The sequence below is a fragment of the Phyllobacterium sp. YR531 genome, assembly GCF_000282595.1.
In the GTDB taxonomy this organism is placed as follows: domain Bacteria; phylum Pseudomonadota; class Alphaproteobacteria; order Rhizobiales; family Rhizobiaceae; genus Phyllobacterium.
Window position 1 is genome coordinate 420372 of record NZ_AKIZ01000022.1, and the last position, 16474, is coordinate 436845.

Annotated in this window: 17 protein-coding genes; 13 read left to right on the forward strand and 4 right to left on the reverse strand. The window is 53.7% G+C overall.

The window, feature by feature from the left end; translation table 11 throughout:
* Positions 1 to 43: 43 nt before the first annotated feature.
* Genes PMI41_RS15560 through PMI41_RS15575 form a run of 4 tightly spaced genes read left to right on the forward strand, consistent with a single transcriptional unit; the run spans position 44 to position 3509 of the window.
* The gene (locus PMI41_RS15560) at positions 44 to 865 is read left to right on the forward strand and encodes an ABC transporter permease subunit (RefSeq protein WP_008126402.1); all 822 of its coding nucleotides are present in this window, start codon (positions 44 to 46) and stop codon (positions 863 to 865) included.
* Positions 862 to 1674 carry an ABC transporter permease subunit gene (locus PMI41_RS15565; RefSeq protein ID WP_008126403.1) on the forward strand — a complete coding sequence of 271 codons (813 nt, stop codon included), beginning with the start codon at positions 862 to 864 and terminating at the stop codon, positions 1672 to 1674. Before PMI41_RS15560 ends, PMI41_RS15565 begins: the two co-directional genes overlap by 4 nt.
* A gap of 2 nt (positions 1675 to 1676) precedes the next feature.
* Positions 1677 to 2723, forward strand: a complete 1047-nt coding sequence (locus PMI41_RS15570; protein WP_008126406.1) for a LacI family DNA-binding transcriptional regulator — start codon at positions 1677 to 1679, stop codon at positions 2721 to 2723.
* Between the two features lie 12 nt (positions 2724 to 2735).
* Positions 2736 to 3509 carry a phosphodiesterase gene (locus tag PMI41_RS15575; protein ID WP_008126408.1) on the forward strand — a complete coding sequence of 258 codons (774 nt, stop codon included), beginning with the start codon at positions 2736 to 2738 and terminating at the stop codon, positions 3507 to 3509.
* Here the strand turns inward: PMI41_RS15575 and PMI41_RS15580 are convergent, their stop codons facing one another.
* Positions 3510 to 3944, reverse strand: a complete 435-nt coding sequence (locus PMI41_RS15580) for a helix-turn-helix domain-containing protein (RefSeq protein ID WP_008126409.1) — start codon at positions 3942 to 3944, stop codon at positions 3510 to 3512.
* A gap of 285 nt (positions 3945 to 4229) precedes the next feature.
* Between PMI41_RS15580 and PMI41_RS15585 the strand changes: the two genes are divergently transcribed.
* The 6 genes from PMI41_RS15585 to PMI41_RS15610 all read left to right on the forward strand — a co-directional run bounded on the left by PMI41_RS15585 (position 4230) and on the right by PMI41_RS15610 (position 9777).
* A complete protein-coding gene (locus PMI41_RS15585; protein WP_008126410.1) occupies positions 4230 to 4970 on the forward strand; it encodes a L,D-transpeptidase in 741 nt (246 codons plus the stop codon).
* Between the two features lie 75 nt (positions 4971 to 5045).
* Positions 5046 to 6239, forward strand: a complete 1194-nt coding sequence (locus tag PMI41_RS15590) for an RHE_PE00001 family protein (RefSeq protein WP_008126412.1) — start codon at positions 5046 to 5048, stop codon at positions 6237 to 6239.
* Positions 6240 to 6541: 302 nt separating this feature from the next.
* The gene (exbB, locus tag PMI41_RS15595; protein ID WP_244423958.1) at positions 6542 to 7597 is read left to right on the forward strand and encodes a tonB-system energizer ExbB; all 1056 of its coding nucleotides are present in this window, start codon (positions 6542 to 6544) and stop codon (positions 7595 to 7597) included.
* A 9-nt stretch (positions 7598 to 7606) separates the two neighbouring features.
* On the forward strand, positions 7607 to 8059 hold the full coding sequence (exbD, locus tag PMI41_RS15600) for a TonB system transport protein ExbD (protein WP_008126415.1): 453 nt from the start codon (positions 7607 to 7609) through the stop codon (positions 8057 to 8059).
* The gene (locus tag PMI41_RS15605) at positions 8059 to 8907 is read left to right on the forward strand and encodes an energy transducer TonB (RefSeq protein WP_008126417.1); all 849 of its coding nucleotides are present in this window, start codon (positions 8059 to 8061) and stop codon (positions 8905 to 8907) included. Before exbD ends, PMI41_RS15605 begins: the two co-directional genes overlap by 1 nt.
* A 105-nt stretch (positions 8908 to 9012) precedes the next feature.
* Positions 9013 to 9777, forward strand: coding sequence for an ATP-binding cassette domain-containing protein (locus tag PMI41_RS15610; RefSeq protein ID WP_052025918.1), 765 nt, complete (start codon positions 9013 to 9015; stop codon positions 9775 to 9777).
* A gap of 30 nt (positions 9778 to 9807) precedes the next feature.
* On the opposite strand, the gene PMI41_RS15615 is transcribed toward PMI41_RS15610, so the two are convergent.
* Both PMI41_RS15615 and PMI41_RS15620 read right to left on the reverse strand, forming a co-directional pair.
* Positions 9808 to 10278: a hypothetical protein gene (locus PMI41_RS15615; protein WP_008126421.1), complete on the reverse strand. Its 471-nt coding sequence runs from the start codon at positions 10276 to 10278 to the stop codon at positions 9808 to 9810.
* 90 nt (positions 10279 to 10368) lie between these two features.
* Positions 10369 to 11010: a LysE family transporter gene (locus PMI41_RS15620; protein WP_008126422.1), complete on the reverse strand. Its 642-nt coding sequence runs from the start codon at positions 11008 to 11010 to the stop codon at positions 10369 to 10371.
* Positions 11011 to 11252: 242 nt separating this feature from the next.
* Between PMI41_RS15620 and PMI41_RS15625 the strand changes: the two genes are divergently transcribed.
* The gene (locus PMI41_RS15625) at positions 11253 to 12914 is read left to right on the forward strand and encodes a calcium-binding protein (RefSeq protein ID WP_008126424.1); all 1662 of its coding nucleotides are present in this window, start codon (positions 11253 to 11255) and stop codon (positions 12912 to 12914) included.
* 83 nt (positions 12915 to 12997) lie between these two features.
* On the opposite strand, the gene PMI41_RS15630 is transcribed toward PMI41_RS15625, so the two are convergent.
* Positions 12998 to 14200: a calcium-binding protein gene (locus PMI41_RS15630; protein ID WP_008126426.1), complete on the reverse strand. Its 1203-nt coding sequence runs from the start codon at positions 14198 to 14200 to the stop codon at positions 12998 to 13000.
* A 148-nt stretch (positions 14201 to 14348) separates the two neighbouring features.
* Here PMI41_RS15630 and PMI41_RS15635 point away from each other — a divergent pair, with 148 nt between their 5' ends.
* Together PMI41_RS15635 and PMI41_RS15640 are read left to right on the forward strand one after the other, a co-directional pair.
* A complete protein-coding gene (locus tag PMI41_RS15635) occupies positions 14349 to 15728 on the forward strand; it encodes a cache domain-containing protein (protein ID WP_008126428.1) in 1380 nt (459 codons plus the stop codon).
* Complete coding sequence (locus tag PMI41_RS15640; RefSeq protein WP_008126430.1) at positions 15725 to 16369, forward strand: response regulator transcription factor; 645 nt, start codon at positions 15725 to 15727, stop codon at positions 16367 to 16369. Before PMI41_RS15635 ends, PMI41_RS15640 begins: the two co-directional genes overlap by 4 nt.
* The last annotated feature ends 105 nt before the right edge of the window (positions 16370 to 16474 follow it).

A 16474-nucleotide genomic window follows, 5' to 3' on the forward strand; every position in this document is an offset into this window, starting at 1 on the left:
CGTTCGCGATGGCCCCTCCCCTTCCCTATGAAGGCGAATACCCATGCGGAATAAGCTCCTGGCCATACTGCTCGTCTTGCCTGCGCTGGTAATGATTGTGCTGTTTTTTATCGTGCCGTTGATTGCGTCCATTCTCGGTGCATTCGAGGTTGGCGATGCCTGGGGTTTGGGTAATTTCCGCAAATCTTTCGAACTCTATTCCAGTGACATGATATTCACCGTGGTTATCGTCACTGTCTCCACGGCGCTTATCGGCCTGTTTTCAGTGGCTATCGGCGGATATTTGACGCTTGGCGAAAATCCGCGTGCTGTCGCTATCCTGCGTTGGCTCTATCGCTGGCCCATGTTTATTCCGTTCATCGTTGTTGGCCAGATCCTGCGTACATTTCTCGCCAAGAACGGTTTGATGAACAATATCCTCGTCAGTCTCGGCCTGCTCACTCCGTTACAAACGGTGGGTTTTCTTGACTGGCGAGGCATTGTTATCGCCTTTGTCTGGAAGCAGACGCCCTTCGTTACGTTACTTGTGGCCGGTGCGATGGCATCTCTGGACCGCAGTACCATTGAGGCCGCGCGTAATCTCGGTGCTTCGCGCCTTCGTATTCTTATTGAAATCGTTGTGCCGCAAATCGCAGGCACGCTGCTGGTGGGCTTGATCCTGTCTTTCGTTACCATGATGTCGGTGCTTTCTGTCCCGCTGATGATCAATGCCCAATCACCCACCATGCTTACGGCCGATATTGCTTTCCGAATCAACGCCCATGGCGACTATGGCGTAGCGAATGCGCTCGGAATGATATCACTCATCCTGACGACTGGGGTTGCTCTGATATATCTGAGGCAAACCATGAAGGAGCGTTCATGATGTGGCGCTTCGACTTCTGGTGGTTGCCCCGTGCCCTTATTCTTGGCCTGCTCGCATTCATAATTTTCGGCCCTCTAACCAACCTGTTGCTCTGGACCGTTGCGGAGAAATGGTATTTCCCGCACATGCTGCCGCTGGAATATGGCTTCAGCTTTTGGGAGCGGGTATTTTCACCCCGCGGCAATGCCATGGGTTCATTGGCGACCAGTATTCTGGTTGCATCGCTGACAGTGGTGGTTTCATTGGCGCTCGCTGTTCCGGCGGGCTATGCGTTGTCTCGACTGAAACTGCCCTTCAGAGGTCTCATCCTCCTCGCTTTTCTTATTCCGCAAGCGTTTCCGAACCTGCCGGTATACGTCAATATTGCCCGTTTCTTCTATCAGATTGGATTGAACGGCACTGTCGCAGGTGTTGTCATGGTGCATGTGACGCATGGACTGGTCTATGCGGTCTGGATCGCTACCGCCGCATTTTCGGCTGTCCAGATTGACCTTGAGGAAGCGGCGCGTTCCATTGGTGCCGGGCCACTGCGGGCCTTCCGGGATATAACGCTTCCCCTCGCCGCTCCGGGACTTCTGGCGAGCGCGATTTTTGTGTTTCTTGAATCGCTGGACGAATTCACCGGCAGCTATTTTGTAGGTGCGCCGGATGTTAATACCCTGCCGCTCTTGCTTTATACTGCAAGCTCAGGTGGAAATTATCAGATTGCCTCCATAACAGCCTTGCTGTTGCTCATACCTTCGATAGGTTTCATGCTGGTGGTGGAGCGATTCTTGCGCGCCGACGTGCTTTCGAAAGTTGGACATTGAGAATGACATCCAAGAAGAAAACATCCGCCAAGGAAAGCAACCAGTATGTCAGTGCTTTGCAGGTGGCCAAGCGCGCTGGTGTTTCACGATCTGCCGTCTCCCGAGCATTCACGCCCGGTGCCAGTGTTTCCGCTAAGAAACGCGAAAAGATTTTGGTGGCGGCGGAAGAACTTGGCTATCAGGTCAATGATCTGGCGCGCGGTCTGCTGGCCCGAAAAAGCCGACTGGTTGGCCTCGTTGTTACCAATCCAGAGCTTGGCTACAGGTCGCATCTCGTTGCTGCCTTGACCAAGGCTCTGATCCACCGCGGCAGTGTTCCCATCGTCATCAACACCGGGCGTACAGAAGAAGAGCTGACTGCGGCACAGAAAACATTGTTCGGTTATCGTGCCGAGGCGACGATAATACTTTCAGGATCGCCGCCCTCCTCCTTTGTCGAACTGGCTAGCCGCAATGGACAGCCGCTTATCGTGCTTGGACGATCGGAAACAGGCGCGGATGACGTCAATATTGATAATGAAGGCGCTGGCCGCACGGCCGCACGTTTCTTCCTCGACAATGGTTTGAAGAGACTGGCTTTCGCAGCGACGCTTGTCCGCACACCGACGACCATTGAACGGGAATTTGGCTTTCGTGATGAAGCCGAGAAAAACGGCGCAACCGTCATTGTCGGAAATGGCAGCAATTCCGATTATCATGGTGGTCAGGATGCCGCACTGCAATTGTTTACCAGCGATACTCCGCCAGAAGCGGTTTTTTGCACCAATGACCTGGTTGCTTTTGGGTTGATCGATTACGTGCGGCGCAATACCAAACTGTCCATACCGGAAGATCTTTCGGTTATTGGTTTTGACGATATTCCGGAAGCTGCCTGGGACGCTTATAACCTTACAACGTTCCGGCAGGATGCCGCCATCATGGCGCAGCACGCCGTTTCCCTTCTGGAAAAGCGCGAGGCTGATCCGGATCGCCCGCCTGCACATGAAAGACTGGCCACCAGCCTCGTTCTGCGTGGCAGCGCCCGCCTGCCCGCCAATCTCCGTTCATAAGGGCAGATTACGATGAAGATTATCCAGGTTACTGATTTGCATCTTGTTACGCCGGGCGAACTCCTGTGCGGCTTGAACCCTTTGACCAGACTGCAAAAGTGTATTGACGACATCAACAGGCACCATGCAGATGCGGATATGGTGATCTTTACCGGTGACCTGAGCGATACGGGAACGGAAGATACTTATGTTGCTCTGGCGGCCGAATTGGAAAGACTGGCCGTGCCGTACCATTTGATGATGGGAAACCACGACGACAGAGATGTTTTCCTAAAAACATTTGCGTCCATAGTGCCGCAGGATGGCTTTGTTCAAAGCGCATTGGATACGCCAGAGGGTAAGTTCATTTTGCTCGATACGCTGATGACAGGCAAAGTGGAAGGGCGGCTCGATGATGCACGCCTGACGTGGTTGAAACACCAGTTGCATATTGCGCAGGGTCAACCGGTATATGTTTTCACCCACCACCCGCCTTTTCCAATCCATATGCCTCATCTGGACCCGATTGGCCTCATTGACGCTGATGCGCTTTTTGCGCTTCTTCGGGAGCACGGGAATGTCCGGCATATCTTTGCAGGTCACGCTCATCGCCCGGTTGCCGGAAGTTGGCGCGGCATTCCGGTTAGTGTGCTGCGCGGTACCAACCATCAATCAGCACTCGGTTTCGATCCTCACCGCGTTGCGATTACGCATGAACCGCCGGTTTACGGGGTCATCTTTATAGACCGCGAAACCGTGATCGTGCACTCGCACGACTTTCTCGACACGACTGCCGCGTATTACTGATCAATCCTGCATAGTGCCATCATCACCGGTCTGGCGTTCGCGTATTTCCTGAGAAGGTATATGCGCGTAGATTTTTCGATATAGTTTTGAAAACCGGCTGGGGTTTGAAAATTGCAACGTAGCCGCGATCTGCCTGACGGAGCGTGCTTCGCCCCGCAAGATCATCTCGCGGGCAACTGCGACTCGTGTGCTCAACAGAACCTGCGTTGGCGTTGAGGCGTATGCTTTTCGAAAGAGACGCTGTAGCGCCCGAATATTTACCCCGGCGGCGGCGGCGATATCTGAGGCGACCACTGGATTGGTTATGTTGGCCTTTATGAAGGCCTCTGCGATGTCGAGAGTGTTATAGTCGCCATTTACTGTATGGCTTGAATTGTTCGGATACGGTGTGTCGAACTGTGTGATTTCACTATAGGATGGTTCCTCTGAAGCCATAGGCAAATCCCTGAAATGGTTTAGGTGCGGTGCAATTGATGGTTGTTAAATAGCAATCAATGTAATCAATAATTGTATAGCGTTAGCGCAGTCCCTGCTGAATTGAAATTGAACCTTCGGCTTAGCGGATTTGGATGGGATGTTGACAGCTGACAACTCTTCAGGGGAGGGCGCTATGCGTTGACAGCTGTCAACTTGCAAGGCCAGGGAGTTGGCGTTCATCCTTTATAAACCACATTTCCTTACAGTTTGAGCCATTGCCACTAATTGTAAGCGAGTACGATCTTGTCACAGCGTTCGAAGGCAGCTCTCACCGATTTGTCTACTCCAGCCATTTCGCGGCGTCATTTGCTATTGGGATTCGGTTCCGTAGCAGTGCTTGGCGCGTCAGGTTGTACGCAAACATCATTCGGTCTGCCGGAAATGAATATCGACCCCATGTCGACGAACGGGGTGCGGCCACAGATCAGCATCGACAGGACGGTTACAGTTCCCGATGTAATGTATGCAGCTGTGCAGGAGGGGCCTTACAGTCTGCCTGCTGTTCCTTATCAAAAAGTGCCGGCACAATTCCGCAGGCAGGTGGTTGTTGATCCTACGGGTGAGCAACCCGGGACGATTGTTGTTCATCTGCAGCAGCGCTTTCTCTATCTCGTCCAACCGGGTGGCGACGCAATTCGCTATGGTGTTGGTATTGGCAAGGCCGGTTTCCTTTGGAATGGGCGAGCCAATATACAGTACAAGAAGGAATGGCCGCGTTGGACGCCCCCACGTGAAATGATTGAGCGCAAGCCAGAGCTGATTAAATATCAGAATGGCCAAGAGCCGGGACCGCAAAATCCATTGGGCGCACGAGCCCTTTATATCTTCAAGGATGGGGTGGATACGGGTTATCGTATTCACGGCTCGCCGGAGTGGTGGTCGATTGGGCAATCCATGTCTTCGGGTTGCGTACGTCTTATCAATCAGGATATAATTGATTTGTATAATCGGGTGCCGGGCAAGGCAACGGTTGTGGTTGTTTAAGGGATAAACAGCCACCAGAAAGAGAAGTTAAAGCCCCACTATCTTCTGTTTGCCTCATCATTTACCATAATAACAATGGTTTATGATTCTAATGACTTATCCATCAATGATCTGTTCAGGCCAGTCGTCGCAGCAGAAGATGCGCTGGCTCGGCTGGATGAAAGAATTGCCCGCAAAAGCGATCTGAACGAAATCTCTCGACGTTCCGGCGACGGTCTGATGCGCGAGAATGAGGGCTGGATTGCACGCTCCCATTTCATGGAAGCCTGCAACGCTTTGTGGCTTGCTGGTGAGCTTGTGCATGTGGAGGATCTGGTTCTCCACGACGCTCGAATGGATATACGTGCGCCGACCCATGAATTGACGCGGGCGCATAATATCCTGCGTGTCCGCAGGCAGATCGCTGCAAACCCACCGTCATGGGCGCTCAGTGCCAAAGGCATCGCAAGCCTGCGAGGCCGATGGGTAACCGAGACAGTCACACCGGAGGTCATTCCTTCGCCGGTCGCAAATGCCGATTATGAAACCGAGATCAAGACCGAGGCAGAAAACGCCTTTGAGGATGAACTCGCGCGCTTTGATGCGCTACTGGACCGGACAAGTCAGACATTGCTGACACCGGCAAGCGCTACGCATCCGAGAGTGGAGGGGAGGCTGGAGATAAAGCCAACCTCCGATTATGTGACTTCCGATGGCGACCCCTTGGTTTATGATCCCGGTTGGAATGAAGATGAACGTATCGGGCGATGGCTGGTTGTACATGATATGACGCGCGATCTGCCGCCACTTCTGGCAGCGGCGCTACTGTGGGATGCGTGGGAAGATATAGAGCCGCTTCAGCATCAGCACTGGCTTGGACCAATGCTGGTTTCTGCAATGCTGAGGGAACGGGGCAAAACCAGATCGCACTTGGCGGCGTTCAATTCCGGCTTGCGTAACATTCCGCGGGACCGTCGCCGCGCCAAGGATCGCGGGATAAGGCTTGCCGCATTTCTGGGAGCGGTAGAGGCAGCGAGCATTGCAAACCTCAAGGAAATAGAGCGTTTGGGGCTCGCGAGAATACAGATGGAGCGTAAGTTGAAGGACCGGCGATCCACCTCCAGTCTGCCGGGCATGATCGATCTTGCATTGTCGCGGCCGATGATTTCAGCAGGTCTGGTTTCCAAGGAATTGAAAGTATCGCAGCGTGGAGCCCTCAATCTTATCGGGGAACTTGGCCTGCGTGAAATGACAGGTCGGGGCCGCTACAGGGCTTGGGGTATTATCTGAATTCTACCCAACACAACTAAATTACTCGTAGCGATTGCATTTTTACTCGCAAATTCGATGATTTTGCTGTCATTACAAAGATATTTGCTGGAATTCTGTCACCCCATCGCTGGTTTTAGGAATGTGGAGTCAATCCTTTTCCTCACAGATTGATTTTCCTTAAAAAATACTTGATTGTTAAAGTCATAAATATTAAGCCGCCCATGCGACTGCGCTCCGAGCGTAAACAATCCGTCCGGCAACCTGGGCGAGCCGCGCAGAGACAAAACAAGGATAGCGAGAAGATGCGAGCAATGGCCACGATGCGTATACCATCAGGTTCAAATTTGTATGGCTTGAAGGCAGGAGCTTTTGGTCTGGCACTGATCGCCGCCGGTCTTGTTTCATCAATCGCCACCGCACAGGAAAATCTGGCTCCGGCAACGCCGCCGGTTACACAGGAGCGGGTCAACCCTTCGGCAGAACCTTCTACACCCCCACCCTCAGCACCCCAGGCAATGGAAGCTGCTCCTTCCATGCAGGCAACACCGCCTGCAGGTAGCGCGACGCCAGCGACGCCTCCGGCACCGGAAGCCACCGCTCCTGGAGCAACCAACGCAGCCGCCGCTGCTCCAGCAGCAGAAACAGCCAAGGCAACACTGCCGCATAACCTTTCGCCATGGGGCATGTTCATGGCAGCTGACTGGGTGGTCAAGGGCGTCATGATCGGCCTGGCTTTCGCCTCATTGGTCACTTGGACTGTCTGGCTTGCCAAGACACTTGAACTTGCAGGCGCGAGAATGCGTGCCTATCGTGCACTCAATGCAATCGGAAATGCGCGCACCCTCAGGGACGCCGAGCGCGCACTTGAGGGTAGGGGAGGGCCGGGCGCTTTGCTCGTCACCGCCGCACAGGAAGAAGTGCTGCTCTCGCAGGAGACACAGGCTCACACAAGCGCCGACGGTTTGAAAGAGCGTGTTGCTTCACGTCTCTCCCGCATCGAAGCGCAGGCTGGCCGCCGGATGAGCCGTGGCACAGGCGTGCTCGCCACCATCGGTTCGACGGCACCTTTCGTTGGTCTTTTCGGTACGGTCTGGGGTATCATGAATTCCTTTATCGGCATCTCGCAATCGCAGACGACCAATCTCGCCATCGTTGCGCCGGGTATTGCTGAAGCGCTTCTGGCAACGGCCATCGGTCTGGTCGCGGCTATTCCAGCTGTTGTCATCTATAACGTCTTTGCCCGCTCGATCACCGGCTATCGCCAGTTGCTGGCAGATGCTTCAGCAGGCGTTGAACGCCTCGTCAGCCGCGACGTGGATTTTGCCCGCGTTCCAGCTCCAGCAGCAAGGCAGGTTCGTCCTGCCGCAGCCGAGTAGGATCGCAAAATGGCTGGCGGTATCAGGCACAATGTTTCTGACGACGAATTGCAGGAAAACCACGAAATCAACGTGACACCGTTTATCGATGTCATGCTGGTCCTGCTCATCATCTTCATGGTCGCGGCTCCTCTGGCGACAGTCGATATCAATGTTGATCTTCCCGCTTCCACGGCAACGCCGGTGCCGCGCCCGGATCAGCCGCTTTATCTGACGCTCAAGGAAGACAAGACCATTGCAATCGGCAACAATACGGTAACGGCCGATACGCTTGGCAGCTTCATCGACCAGCAGACCAAGGGCGACAAGGAAACCCGTGTTTTCCTGCGGGCTGACCGCGCTGTCGATTATGGCGCGCTGATGGACCTGATGAATAATCTGCGCTCAAACGGCTATCTCAAGATCGCGCTTGTCGGGCTTGAAAGCGCACCGCTTGCTGCACCCGGCGGAAGCGCCCAGTAATGGCGGGCAGGCCAAATAGCCTCAATGGCGGACTGCTGCACCCGGATTGGCGGGAAGTCGGACGCTGGGCAATCGCCGGAGTTGTCGTGGTAGGTGTCCATGCCGGTGCAGCGCTCGCAATCCACGCTTATCAGCCGGAAGACGAAGGCGGCGATATCGCCGCTCCGATCATGCTCGATATGGAGCCCATGCCGGCCCCAGTTGTTGCACAGCCGGTAAAGGAAGAGCCGGCAATCGAGCCGGAGCCGATTGAACCGGAAGTTGCAGAGCAGGAAGCTGCGACGCCGGAAGCTGTGCCGGAACCGGAGCCGCAAATTGAACCGGTAGAGGAAGTAGCTGAAGCTGAACCGGAACCTGAAGAGGTAGAGCCGCTCGAAGAGCAGACGGAAGAGCTGGTCCAGTTGCCGGAAGTGGAAGTGCCCTTGCCGGTTGTAAAGCCCCAGCAGGAAAAGCCGAAAAAACCGGTAGAAAAGAAGGTCGTCCGCAAGGTTGAAAAACCTGTGACCGCGAAGGTCGAGAATGACAAGCCGGTCGAGGAAAAGCGGCAGGCAGCGCCAAGTGCTGCGTCTGCCCGTCAGGCTCAAAAGTGGAGTTCGAGGGTGCAAGCCTATCTGGTTCGCCGGGCAAAGAATGTCCGATCTTCTGGAAGTAAGGGCACAGTGACTGTCACCTTTATCGTGGCGCGCTCGGGCGACATTATCTCGGCACGCATAGTCGGCAGTTCAGGAATGGGTGAAATCGACGAGAAATTGCTTAGCACTGTTCGCAATGCTTCACCTGTCCCTTCTGCTCCCGATGAAGTTACGGTATCACGACAGAGCTTCACCGTACCCTTCCGTATTCAGTAAGGTACGGTCTCAACAATCAACTATCGCCCCAAGGAATGGTCAATGACCGAAAGCGCCGGACAGAACCAGATGCAGTCATCCAATCTTGAGGCAAGCAATGCTTTGATGGAACTGGGCGATGTGAGTTTTGCCATCGAGTCACGAACATTATTGCAGCCGCTTTCGCTGAAACTGCAATCGCGCCGCGTCACCGGCCTGATTGGTCATAATGGCTCGGGGAAATCGACACTGGTCAAAATCCTTGCCCGCCAGCAGCCGCCGAGTTCCGGCACTGTGCGGTTTGAGGGCAAGGCGATTGAGGAATGGGGCGCCAGACCCTTCGCCCGCAAAGTTGCCTATCTGCCGCAATACACACCGCAAGCCGATGGCATGTTGGTCAAGGAACTGGTGGCATTGGGACGTTACCCTTGGCATGGTGCGCTTGGTCGCTTTGGCAAGCAGGACCGCGAAAAGGTTGAAGAGGCCATTGAACTGACGGATATTGGCGGTTTTGCCGACCGGCTGGTTGATACGCTTTCCGGCGGCGAGCGCCAACGTGTCTGGCTGGCAATGCTGGTGGCGCAGGACGCCGAATGGTTGCTGCTCGACGAGCCGATCTCGGCTCTGGATGTAGCCCATCAGGTTGAAATCCTATCGCTCGTACACCGCCTGTCACGCCAGAAGGGACTTGGCGTCGTGGTGGTCCTGCATGATGTGAACATGGCTGCCCGCTACTGCGACGAGATTATAGCGCTCCATTCGGGCAAGCTGATCGCACGGGGTACTCCGGACGAAATTATGACCTCCGAAAGCCTTGGCGCCATCTATGGTATCGACATGGATGTCATCCGCCATCCATCGTCCGGTGTGCCTGTCAGCTTTGTAAGATAAGGCCACTTCCTCGATGCGGCGATTCACGGCTTAGTCCGGGAGTGCGAAAACCTCGGATGTGCTCTTGGCACCGGCGATGGAAAGAACCTCGTAAACCAAGGGTGGTTCTTCCTCGGGCTTTTTCGGATCACGGCAATTATAGACCCGCCAAAGCCGGCGCATAATATCGCTTTTTATCCGCGACCTCTGTCGCGCTGTGGTATCGGCTTCGATCACGATTGACTTTTCGCTGACCCGTTTGACGATCCAGTTAATGGAGTAGGTGACGCCTGCATCATCGTCCAGTTCAGCGCTGGCCTGCATCATGAGACGCCCATTGTCTGCGCAATATGTAGGGAACCTTACAACTGCTTTTTCGCCGACCGGCAAATCACTCAAAAGGCGGATACCGGCTTTCTTGCGAACCTCTTCCTTGTCAACATCAAGCGCAAACTGCGCAAAAGATGCAGAACTGGCAGTAATACAGAGGATGAGTGCGAGGGCGATCTGCTTCATGGCCATGAATGTGTCACAACGCCCGGACCGCAACAATCTGTGCGAAAGCGTTAGTGAGACATTGCTAGGCGGTCATCTTCGCAAAGCGTTGCTCAATCAGATCTTGCGATTGAAGGCTTCGATAATCAGCTTTGTGCCTAACAGGCCCATGACTGTTCCTGCGGTGTAATCGAGCCATTTCTTCAGGCGGCCATATAATGCGCGCATGCGGAATCCGGAAAATGTCAGGGCGACGATTGAGTACCATCCGGCTTCGACCAGAAAGAGCGATGCCGGGATAGCAAACAATAGCCATTTCACAGGATCAGCAGGCAAGACGGCGGCAAAAATACTGGCATAGAAAATCGAGGTTTTCGGATTGCTGAGCTGGGTAATCAATCCGACGAAAAATGCACGTTGCACCGTCATTTCCTTGGCACCATGAACGGATTTTCCTGTGTCCAAAGGCGCTGAAGCACCCCGGCATATGCGGTAAGCCATATATACAAGGTAAAGGCCGCCCATCACCTTGAAGGCGAGATAGAGCCATTCGAACTGCATCAACAGCGCGGTAAGCCCGAGCACTGCCAAAGAAGCAAAGATCAATCCGCCCACGCCCATGCCCAATGCGGAAGCCAGACCATGGGTACGCGAGCTGGACAGCGCAATGCGCGAAACAAGAACAAAGCTTGGACCGGGGCTCATGGCACCAATTGCCATTGCCGCGACAATACTGGCGAGAATTGCAAGCGCGTCCATCGATCATCCTCCAGCGTCATGGTGGACACATCATAGTGATGTGAGGAGGCTGATTGTCAATGAAGATATCAGCCAATCACCAGCGATATCTCCCGGCTATCGGTCACAACATGGTCGCGAAGTTGTTGAGGCTGCAACCCTTATGACGGTTCGCACGGATGAACTAGGTGCGATGGTGCCAGTTATGTGTAACACTGACAGGTCCACATTTAGCGAATGCTTTCTACGAAGGGATGAAAGAGATGGCCGATATCATACTGACAGAGGGCGATGACGTTTGGAATGGCACAGAAGCGCCGGAAACCGTCTATGGACTCGGGGGAAATGATATCATCAATGGTGGCGACGGGGATGATTATCTCGTCGGCGGCGCAGGGGATGACATCCTGGATGGGGGGGATGGCAAAAATTATCTCGATGGGGGCGACGGAAATGACATTTTGCATGTCTCTCAAAATAATTATGCCGCCGGAGGTGCAGGAAACGATCAATACTACCTGCTTGATGCGATTGAAAATTTAAGCATCGAGATTTACGAAAGCACGGACAAATCGGGTGGCATAGACACCGTTTTCATTGACCCCAATGGATTGGGTTTGGTGACATTCAGCCTTTCTGACAAGGGCTATAATAATGCAGTTGAGAATGTAACCATTCTTCCCGGTACCAATGGTAGTGTTTACGGGAACGACCTGGACAATGTGATGACGGGTAATACGTTCGTCGACAATTTGAGAGGCGGTAACGGGAATGACACGCTGATCGGCAATGGGGGAAACGACTCGCTTGACGGTGGTAATGGCAATGACATCCTCAATGGTAATGAGGGAAACGATACGCTGTTCGGTAGAGTCGATAATGATGGCCTCTATGGCGGAGATGGTGACGACACATTGTGGGGCGGATTGGGTGACGACATCCATGATGGCGGCACAGGCGCGGACATGATGGCCGGTAATGTCGGCAACGACAAATACTATGTTGACAATGTTGGTGACCGCGTATTTGAAGACAGCGTCGTTGGTATTGATGTTGTTTCAAGTTCAATATCTTTCGCGCTCGGCGGGCAACATATTGAAAACATTCTGCTGACGGGCTCAGCCAGTATCAATGCTACGGGCAATGCCTTGAACAATTATCTGGTCGGGAATTCAGGCTCAAATATCATAGATGGCGGCGCTGGCATTGATATCCTGCATGGTGAAGGTGGCGATGACAAACTTGTCGGCGGTGCCGGTAATGACACGCTGGTTGGAGGGGCAGGCGACGACGAACTGCTGGGCGGCGATGGAGACGACAGTCTGGGCGGCGGCGCTGGAACAGACACCATGGCTGGAGGAGCAGGAAACGACAAATACTATGTCGATGATGCGGGCTCAATCATATTGGAAGATAACGGCGCCGGTACAGATGTGGTTGCCAGTTCAATTTCCTTCGCACTCGGCGGACAGCACGTCGAGAATATCCTTCTGACAGGAACGGGTAACATTAACGCATCAGGGAATGCGTTGAACAATTACCTCGTCGGGAATTCGGGTGCTAATATCATCAGCGGAGGCGGCGGCAACGATACTCTTGCCGGTGGGACGGGAAGCGATACTTTCGTATTCAACACAGCACTCAACAGTAATAGCAACTGCGATACGATTACTGATTTTAACGTGGTGGCAGATACGATCTGGCTCGACAAGGCAATCTTTACGCTATGGGGAAATGGCTCTCTTCCCACAGGAGCATTTCACATTGGCGAAGCGGCTGCAGATTCCAACGACCGTATCATCTACAATTCATCCACAGGTGCGCTTTATTATGACACGAACGGCTCGTTTAACGGCGGTTCTGTGCAATTTGCCAAATTGAGTGCAGGGTTGGCTTTAACCAGCGCGGATTTCCTCATCGTGTGACAAGGAATAGCGATCGCCGGATTTATGTAGCCCTGAAAAGCCCGGGAATCGCAAGATGCCTGGGCTTTTGGTCTTCAACACAATCAAATGACCAGAAAATCTGCATTTGTCAGAGCGAGCCCTTTGGTCAGACTTGCCAACTGCACTGCCGTACCCGAACCGGAGCCGTCGGCATCATAATATAATGCACCCGTGGACGAGTTATAGATGATACGGTCAGTCGCATCTGCTGCGGACGTTCCGACATGGAATGCGGCGGCGACCAAAGCTCCGGTTGCGCCAAGCGCGGTGAATATCGCATTTTCCAGCCAGACCGTATCTGCAACGACATTGAAATCGGTGATCGTGTCACGGTTGGCGGCACTGCTGGGAGCGGTGTTGAAAACAAACGCATCGCGACCGTCGCCACCTGTAAGCAGGTCATTGCCATTGCCACCACTGATAATATTGGCACCGGAGTTGCCAACCAGATAATTGTTCAAGGCATTGCCGGTAGCATTGATACTGGCGGAACCCGTCAGCAGAATATTCTCTATAAACTGACCGCCGGCAGCGAAAGATACGGAACTCGATACAATATCGACGCCGGCCACATTACCTTCATATACGCGGTCACCGGCGTCATCGACGTAATATTTGTCGGCACCTGCACCACCACTCATGCTGTCCGCGCCTGCTCCGCCGTTCAGTGAATTGTTTCCACTATTGCCGATCAAGACGTTGGCAAGGGCATTGCCGCTGGCATTGATATTGCCGGAACCGGTCAGGGTAAGGTTTTCGACAGGTCCCCTGACGCGTGAGCCATCGGCCAGGCTAACTGTTACAGAGGCGTAGATCGTATCTATTCCGTTGGTGTTCTCTTCGTTGGCAATGTCATCGGCATGGTCGAAGTGATAGATGTCATTGCCATTTCCACCTTTCAGATCATCGAAGCCGGAACCACCGTTCAGTATGTCATTGCCTTCGCCGCCTTCGAGGATGTCATAGTCAGCACCGCCGAGCAGGGTGTCATCGCCCTGATCACCGTAAAGAATATCCGTGCCGTTTCCGCCGTCGAGAAGATCATTGCCTTCATCGCCCATTAGCCGGTCATTCCCTTCGTCGCCCCAGAGCGTGTCGTTGCCACTATAACCGACGAGAAAATCCTGACCGGTGCCGCCATAGATAACGTCGTCTGCCGTGCCACCCCCGATCGAGTCATTGCCTCCCAAACCGTAAATGGTCTGCGGCGTCGTAACGGCGGGATTATAGATATCGTCCTCTTCAGTCAGATAGATGGGCGGCATGGGTGTTTCCTCTGCTGTCAGACGGGGCGCTTTATAGCGGCACAAGGCACCGAATTTAGCGTCTACTCATCCGGTTCGTAAACAGGCTATAAAAACTATCTCATCGGGTATCCGGTGATCTGCCGTAAAAGCGGGAAGGAGATGCGTTTTGAATCTGCGGCTTCAAATCATTGCGTTAGCGATCATACCGCTGGTTGTCGCTATCTTGTCCGTAACGATATTCATCACCTGGCAATCCACCAGCCTTGTCAGGAGCAGCATCGACACCTTCGAGCAGAACATGCTGAAATCGAAGGAAACAGAGATCATCAACCTGACAACACTGGCCATGTCGGCGATCAACACCACCTATCTCAATGCAGGTGCCGATGATGAAGATGCCAAGCGCAAAGTGACGGAAATTCTCAAAGGGCTCGACTATGGTCAGGATGGATATTTCTTCGTGTATGATTACGACGGAAACAGCATTGTCCATCCCCGCCAGGAATTCCGATCGGGGCATAATTGGCTCAATATCACCGATCCGGATGGGGATCACGTCATCGCCAACCTGATTGCGGCGGCGAAGGCAGGGGGCGGACTGCATCAATACAAGTGGGAAAAGCCTTCCACCGGGAAACTGGCCGACAAGCTGTCCTTTGTAACCGGCCTTGATAAGTGGAAATGGGTTCTGGGAACCGGTGCCTATCTTGATGATGTGTTTGCACAAACTGCAGCGGCCAAGGCGGAATTGCGCCAGAGTATCGGTAACACTTTCCTGATTGTTGCGCTGGTCGCTGTGCCTGCGACCATCATCGTATTCTCAACCTGCATGCTGATCACACTTCGCGAGCGCCGTCTGGCCGATACCAAACTCAAACGGTTGACACAGAGGGTCATTGATACGCAGGAGGAGGAAAGGGCTCGCATATCGCGTGAACTGCATGACGGGATTTCACAAAACCTGGTGGGTGTGCGCTATGCGATGGATCTGGCAAGACGAAAAGTAGCGACGGGATCGGATCAGACCGCAATTGCCATCGATTCCAGCATTGAAGCGCTGAACAGCGCAATCAAGGAAGTTCGCGGACTTTCACATGGCCTTCGCCCGCGTGTTCTCGATGATCTCGGTTTGGCAGCTGCCCTTACCGCCCTGTGCAATAACTTTCTCGGGCGGACGGGGGTAGATACGGATCTGACCGCTGCGGGCTTTCTGGATGACCTGAAACCGGAAGCCAGCACAGCATTGTACCGCGTGGCGCAGGAAGCCTTCAACAATATCGAACGGCACGCCAAAGCCAGCAAAGTGAGCGTCAGGATATGGAGCGAGAAAGGCCGTGCCCGGTTGTCTATCACTGATGATGGTGTCGGCTTTGCCAAGGATAGTGCCCATGACAGCAGTGGACTTGGGTTACGCAACATGCAGGAGCGCATGGCCCATTTCGGCGGCCTGTTGCTGGTAAGGAGCGAACCGGGAAGAACTGTGCTGACGGCGCTGCTGCCAAAATCTGCATCCGTTTATAAAGTGAAGGCGGCAGCCGTAGCATGACACAAAAAGTGGCTATCAAAGTGCTACTCGTTGACAATCATCCGTTGGTTGCCGATGGCCTTCGGGCAATTCTGCAAACATATGATCATATTAATATTGTCGGCAGTGCCGGGTCAGCCAACGACGCCATAGAGATCGCCCGGCGGACCGCCCCGGACGTTGTGCTGCTGGATATCAATATGCCGAATATCAGTGGTATCGAAGCGATAGAGATGTTCCGCAAGGAAGGTCTTACCTGCCGGATCATCATGTTGTCGATGCATGATAGCCGCGAATATATCTCGTCTTCAGTGGTGCGTGGGGCTTCCGGCTATGTGCTGAAAGATGTTCCGACGGACGAGATCGCAAGGGCGATAAGCGTGGTTGCAGAAGGTGGAACATTCTTCTCCACCGGTGTGCCGGATGTGCTGCTTGAGCGACACATCAAATACGAAGCAGTGCCGTTGACAAGTCGTGAGAAGTCCATCCTGATGCAGATCGCATCCGGCAAAAGTAACCGCGATATCGCTGCGGAACTCGGTATTTCCAATGCTACAGTCGAGACACATCGCAAGAACCTGAAACGAAAACTGCATATTCCCACCACCGCCGGACTGGTCCGCTACGCACTCGATAATGGCATGAGTGAGGGCGATTTATAAGATTTGGCCCGCTTGCTTACCCAGTTCTGGGTAGATGGCAGCAGGTAGAAGCCCGGCAATCTTGTAACGTCAGAATACCTTCCATAGAAACCTTGGCCAGTTGGT

What these genes read in the sequence shown, in the direction of transcription:
- PMI41_RS15560 (WP_008126402.1), top strand. Translation starts at nt 44, where the DNA reads ATGCGGAATAAGCTCCTGGCCATACTGCTCGTCTTGCCTGCGCTGGTA.
- PMI41_RS15565 (WP_008126403.1), top strand. Translation starts at nt 862, where the DNA reads ATGATGTGGCGCTTCGACTTCTGGTGGTTGCCCCGTGCCCTTATTCTT.
- PMI41_RS15570 (WP_008126406.1), top strand. Translation starts at nt 1,677, where the DNA reads ATGACATCCAAGAAGAAAACATCCGCCAAGGAAAGCAACCAGTATGTC.
- PMI41_RS15575 (WP_008126408.1), top strand. Translation starts at nt 2,736, where the DNA reads ATGAAGATTATCCAGGTTACTGATTTGCATCTTGTTACGCCGGGCGAA.
- PMI41_RS15580 (WP_008126409.1), bottom strand. Translation starts at nt 3,944, where the DNA reads ATGGCTTCAGAGGAACCATCCTATAGTGAAATCACACAGTTCGACACA.
- PMI41_RS15590 (WP_008126412.1), top strand. Translation starts at nt 5,046, where the DNA reads ATGGTTTATGATTCTAATGACTTATCCATCAATGATCTGTTCAGGCCA.
- exbB (WP_244423958.1), top strand. Translation starts at nt 6,542, where the DNA reads ATGCGTATACCATCAGGTTCAAATTTGTATGGCTTGAAGGCAGGAGCT.
- exbD (WP_008126415.1), top strand. Translation starts at nt 7,607, where the DNA reads ATGGCTGGCGGTATCAGGCACAATGTTTCTGACGACGAATTGCAGGAA.
- PMI41_RS15605 (WP_008126417.1), top strand. Translation starts at nt 8,059, where the DNA reads ATGGCGGGCAGGCCAAATAGCCTCAATGGCGGACTGCTGCACCCGGAT.
- PMI41_RS15610 (WP_052025918.1), top strand. Translation starts at nt 9,013, where the DNA reads ATGGAACTGGGCGATGTGAGTTTTGCCATCGAGTCACGAACATTATTG.
- PMI41_RS15615 (WP_008126421.1), bottom strand. Translation starts at nt 10,278, where the DNA reads ATGGCCATGAAGCAGATCGCCCTCGCACTCATCCTCTGTATTACTGCC.
- PMI41_RS15620 (WP_008126422.1), bottom strand. Translation starts at nt 11,010, where the DNA reads ATGGACGCGCTTGCAATTCTCGCCAGTATTGTCGCGGCAATGGCAATT.
- PMI41_RS15625 (WP_008126424.1), top strand. Translation starts at nt 11,253, where the DNA reads ATGGCCGATATCATACTGACAGAGGGCGATGACGTTTGGAATGGCACA.
- PMI41_RS15630 (WP_008126426.1), bottom strand. Translation starts at nt 14,200, where the DNA reads ATGCCGCCCATCTATCTGACTGAAGAGGACGATATCTATAATCCCGCC.
- PMI41_RS15640 (WP_008126430.1), top strand. Translation starts at nt 15,725, where the DNA reads ATGACACAAAAAGTGGCTATCAAAGTGCTACTCGTTGACAATCATCCG.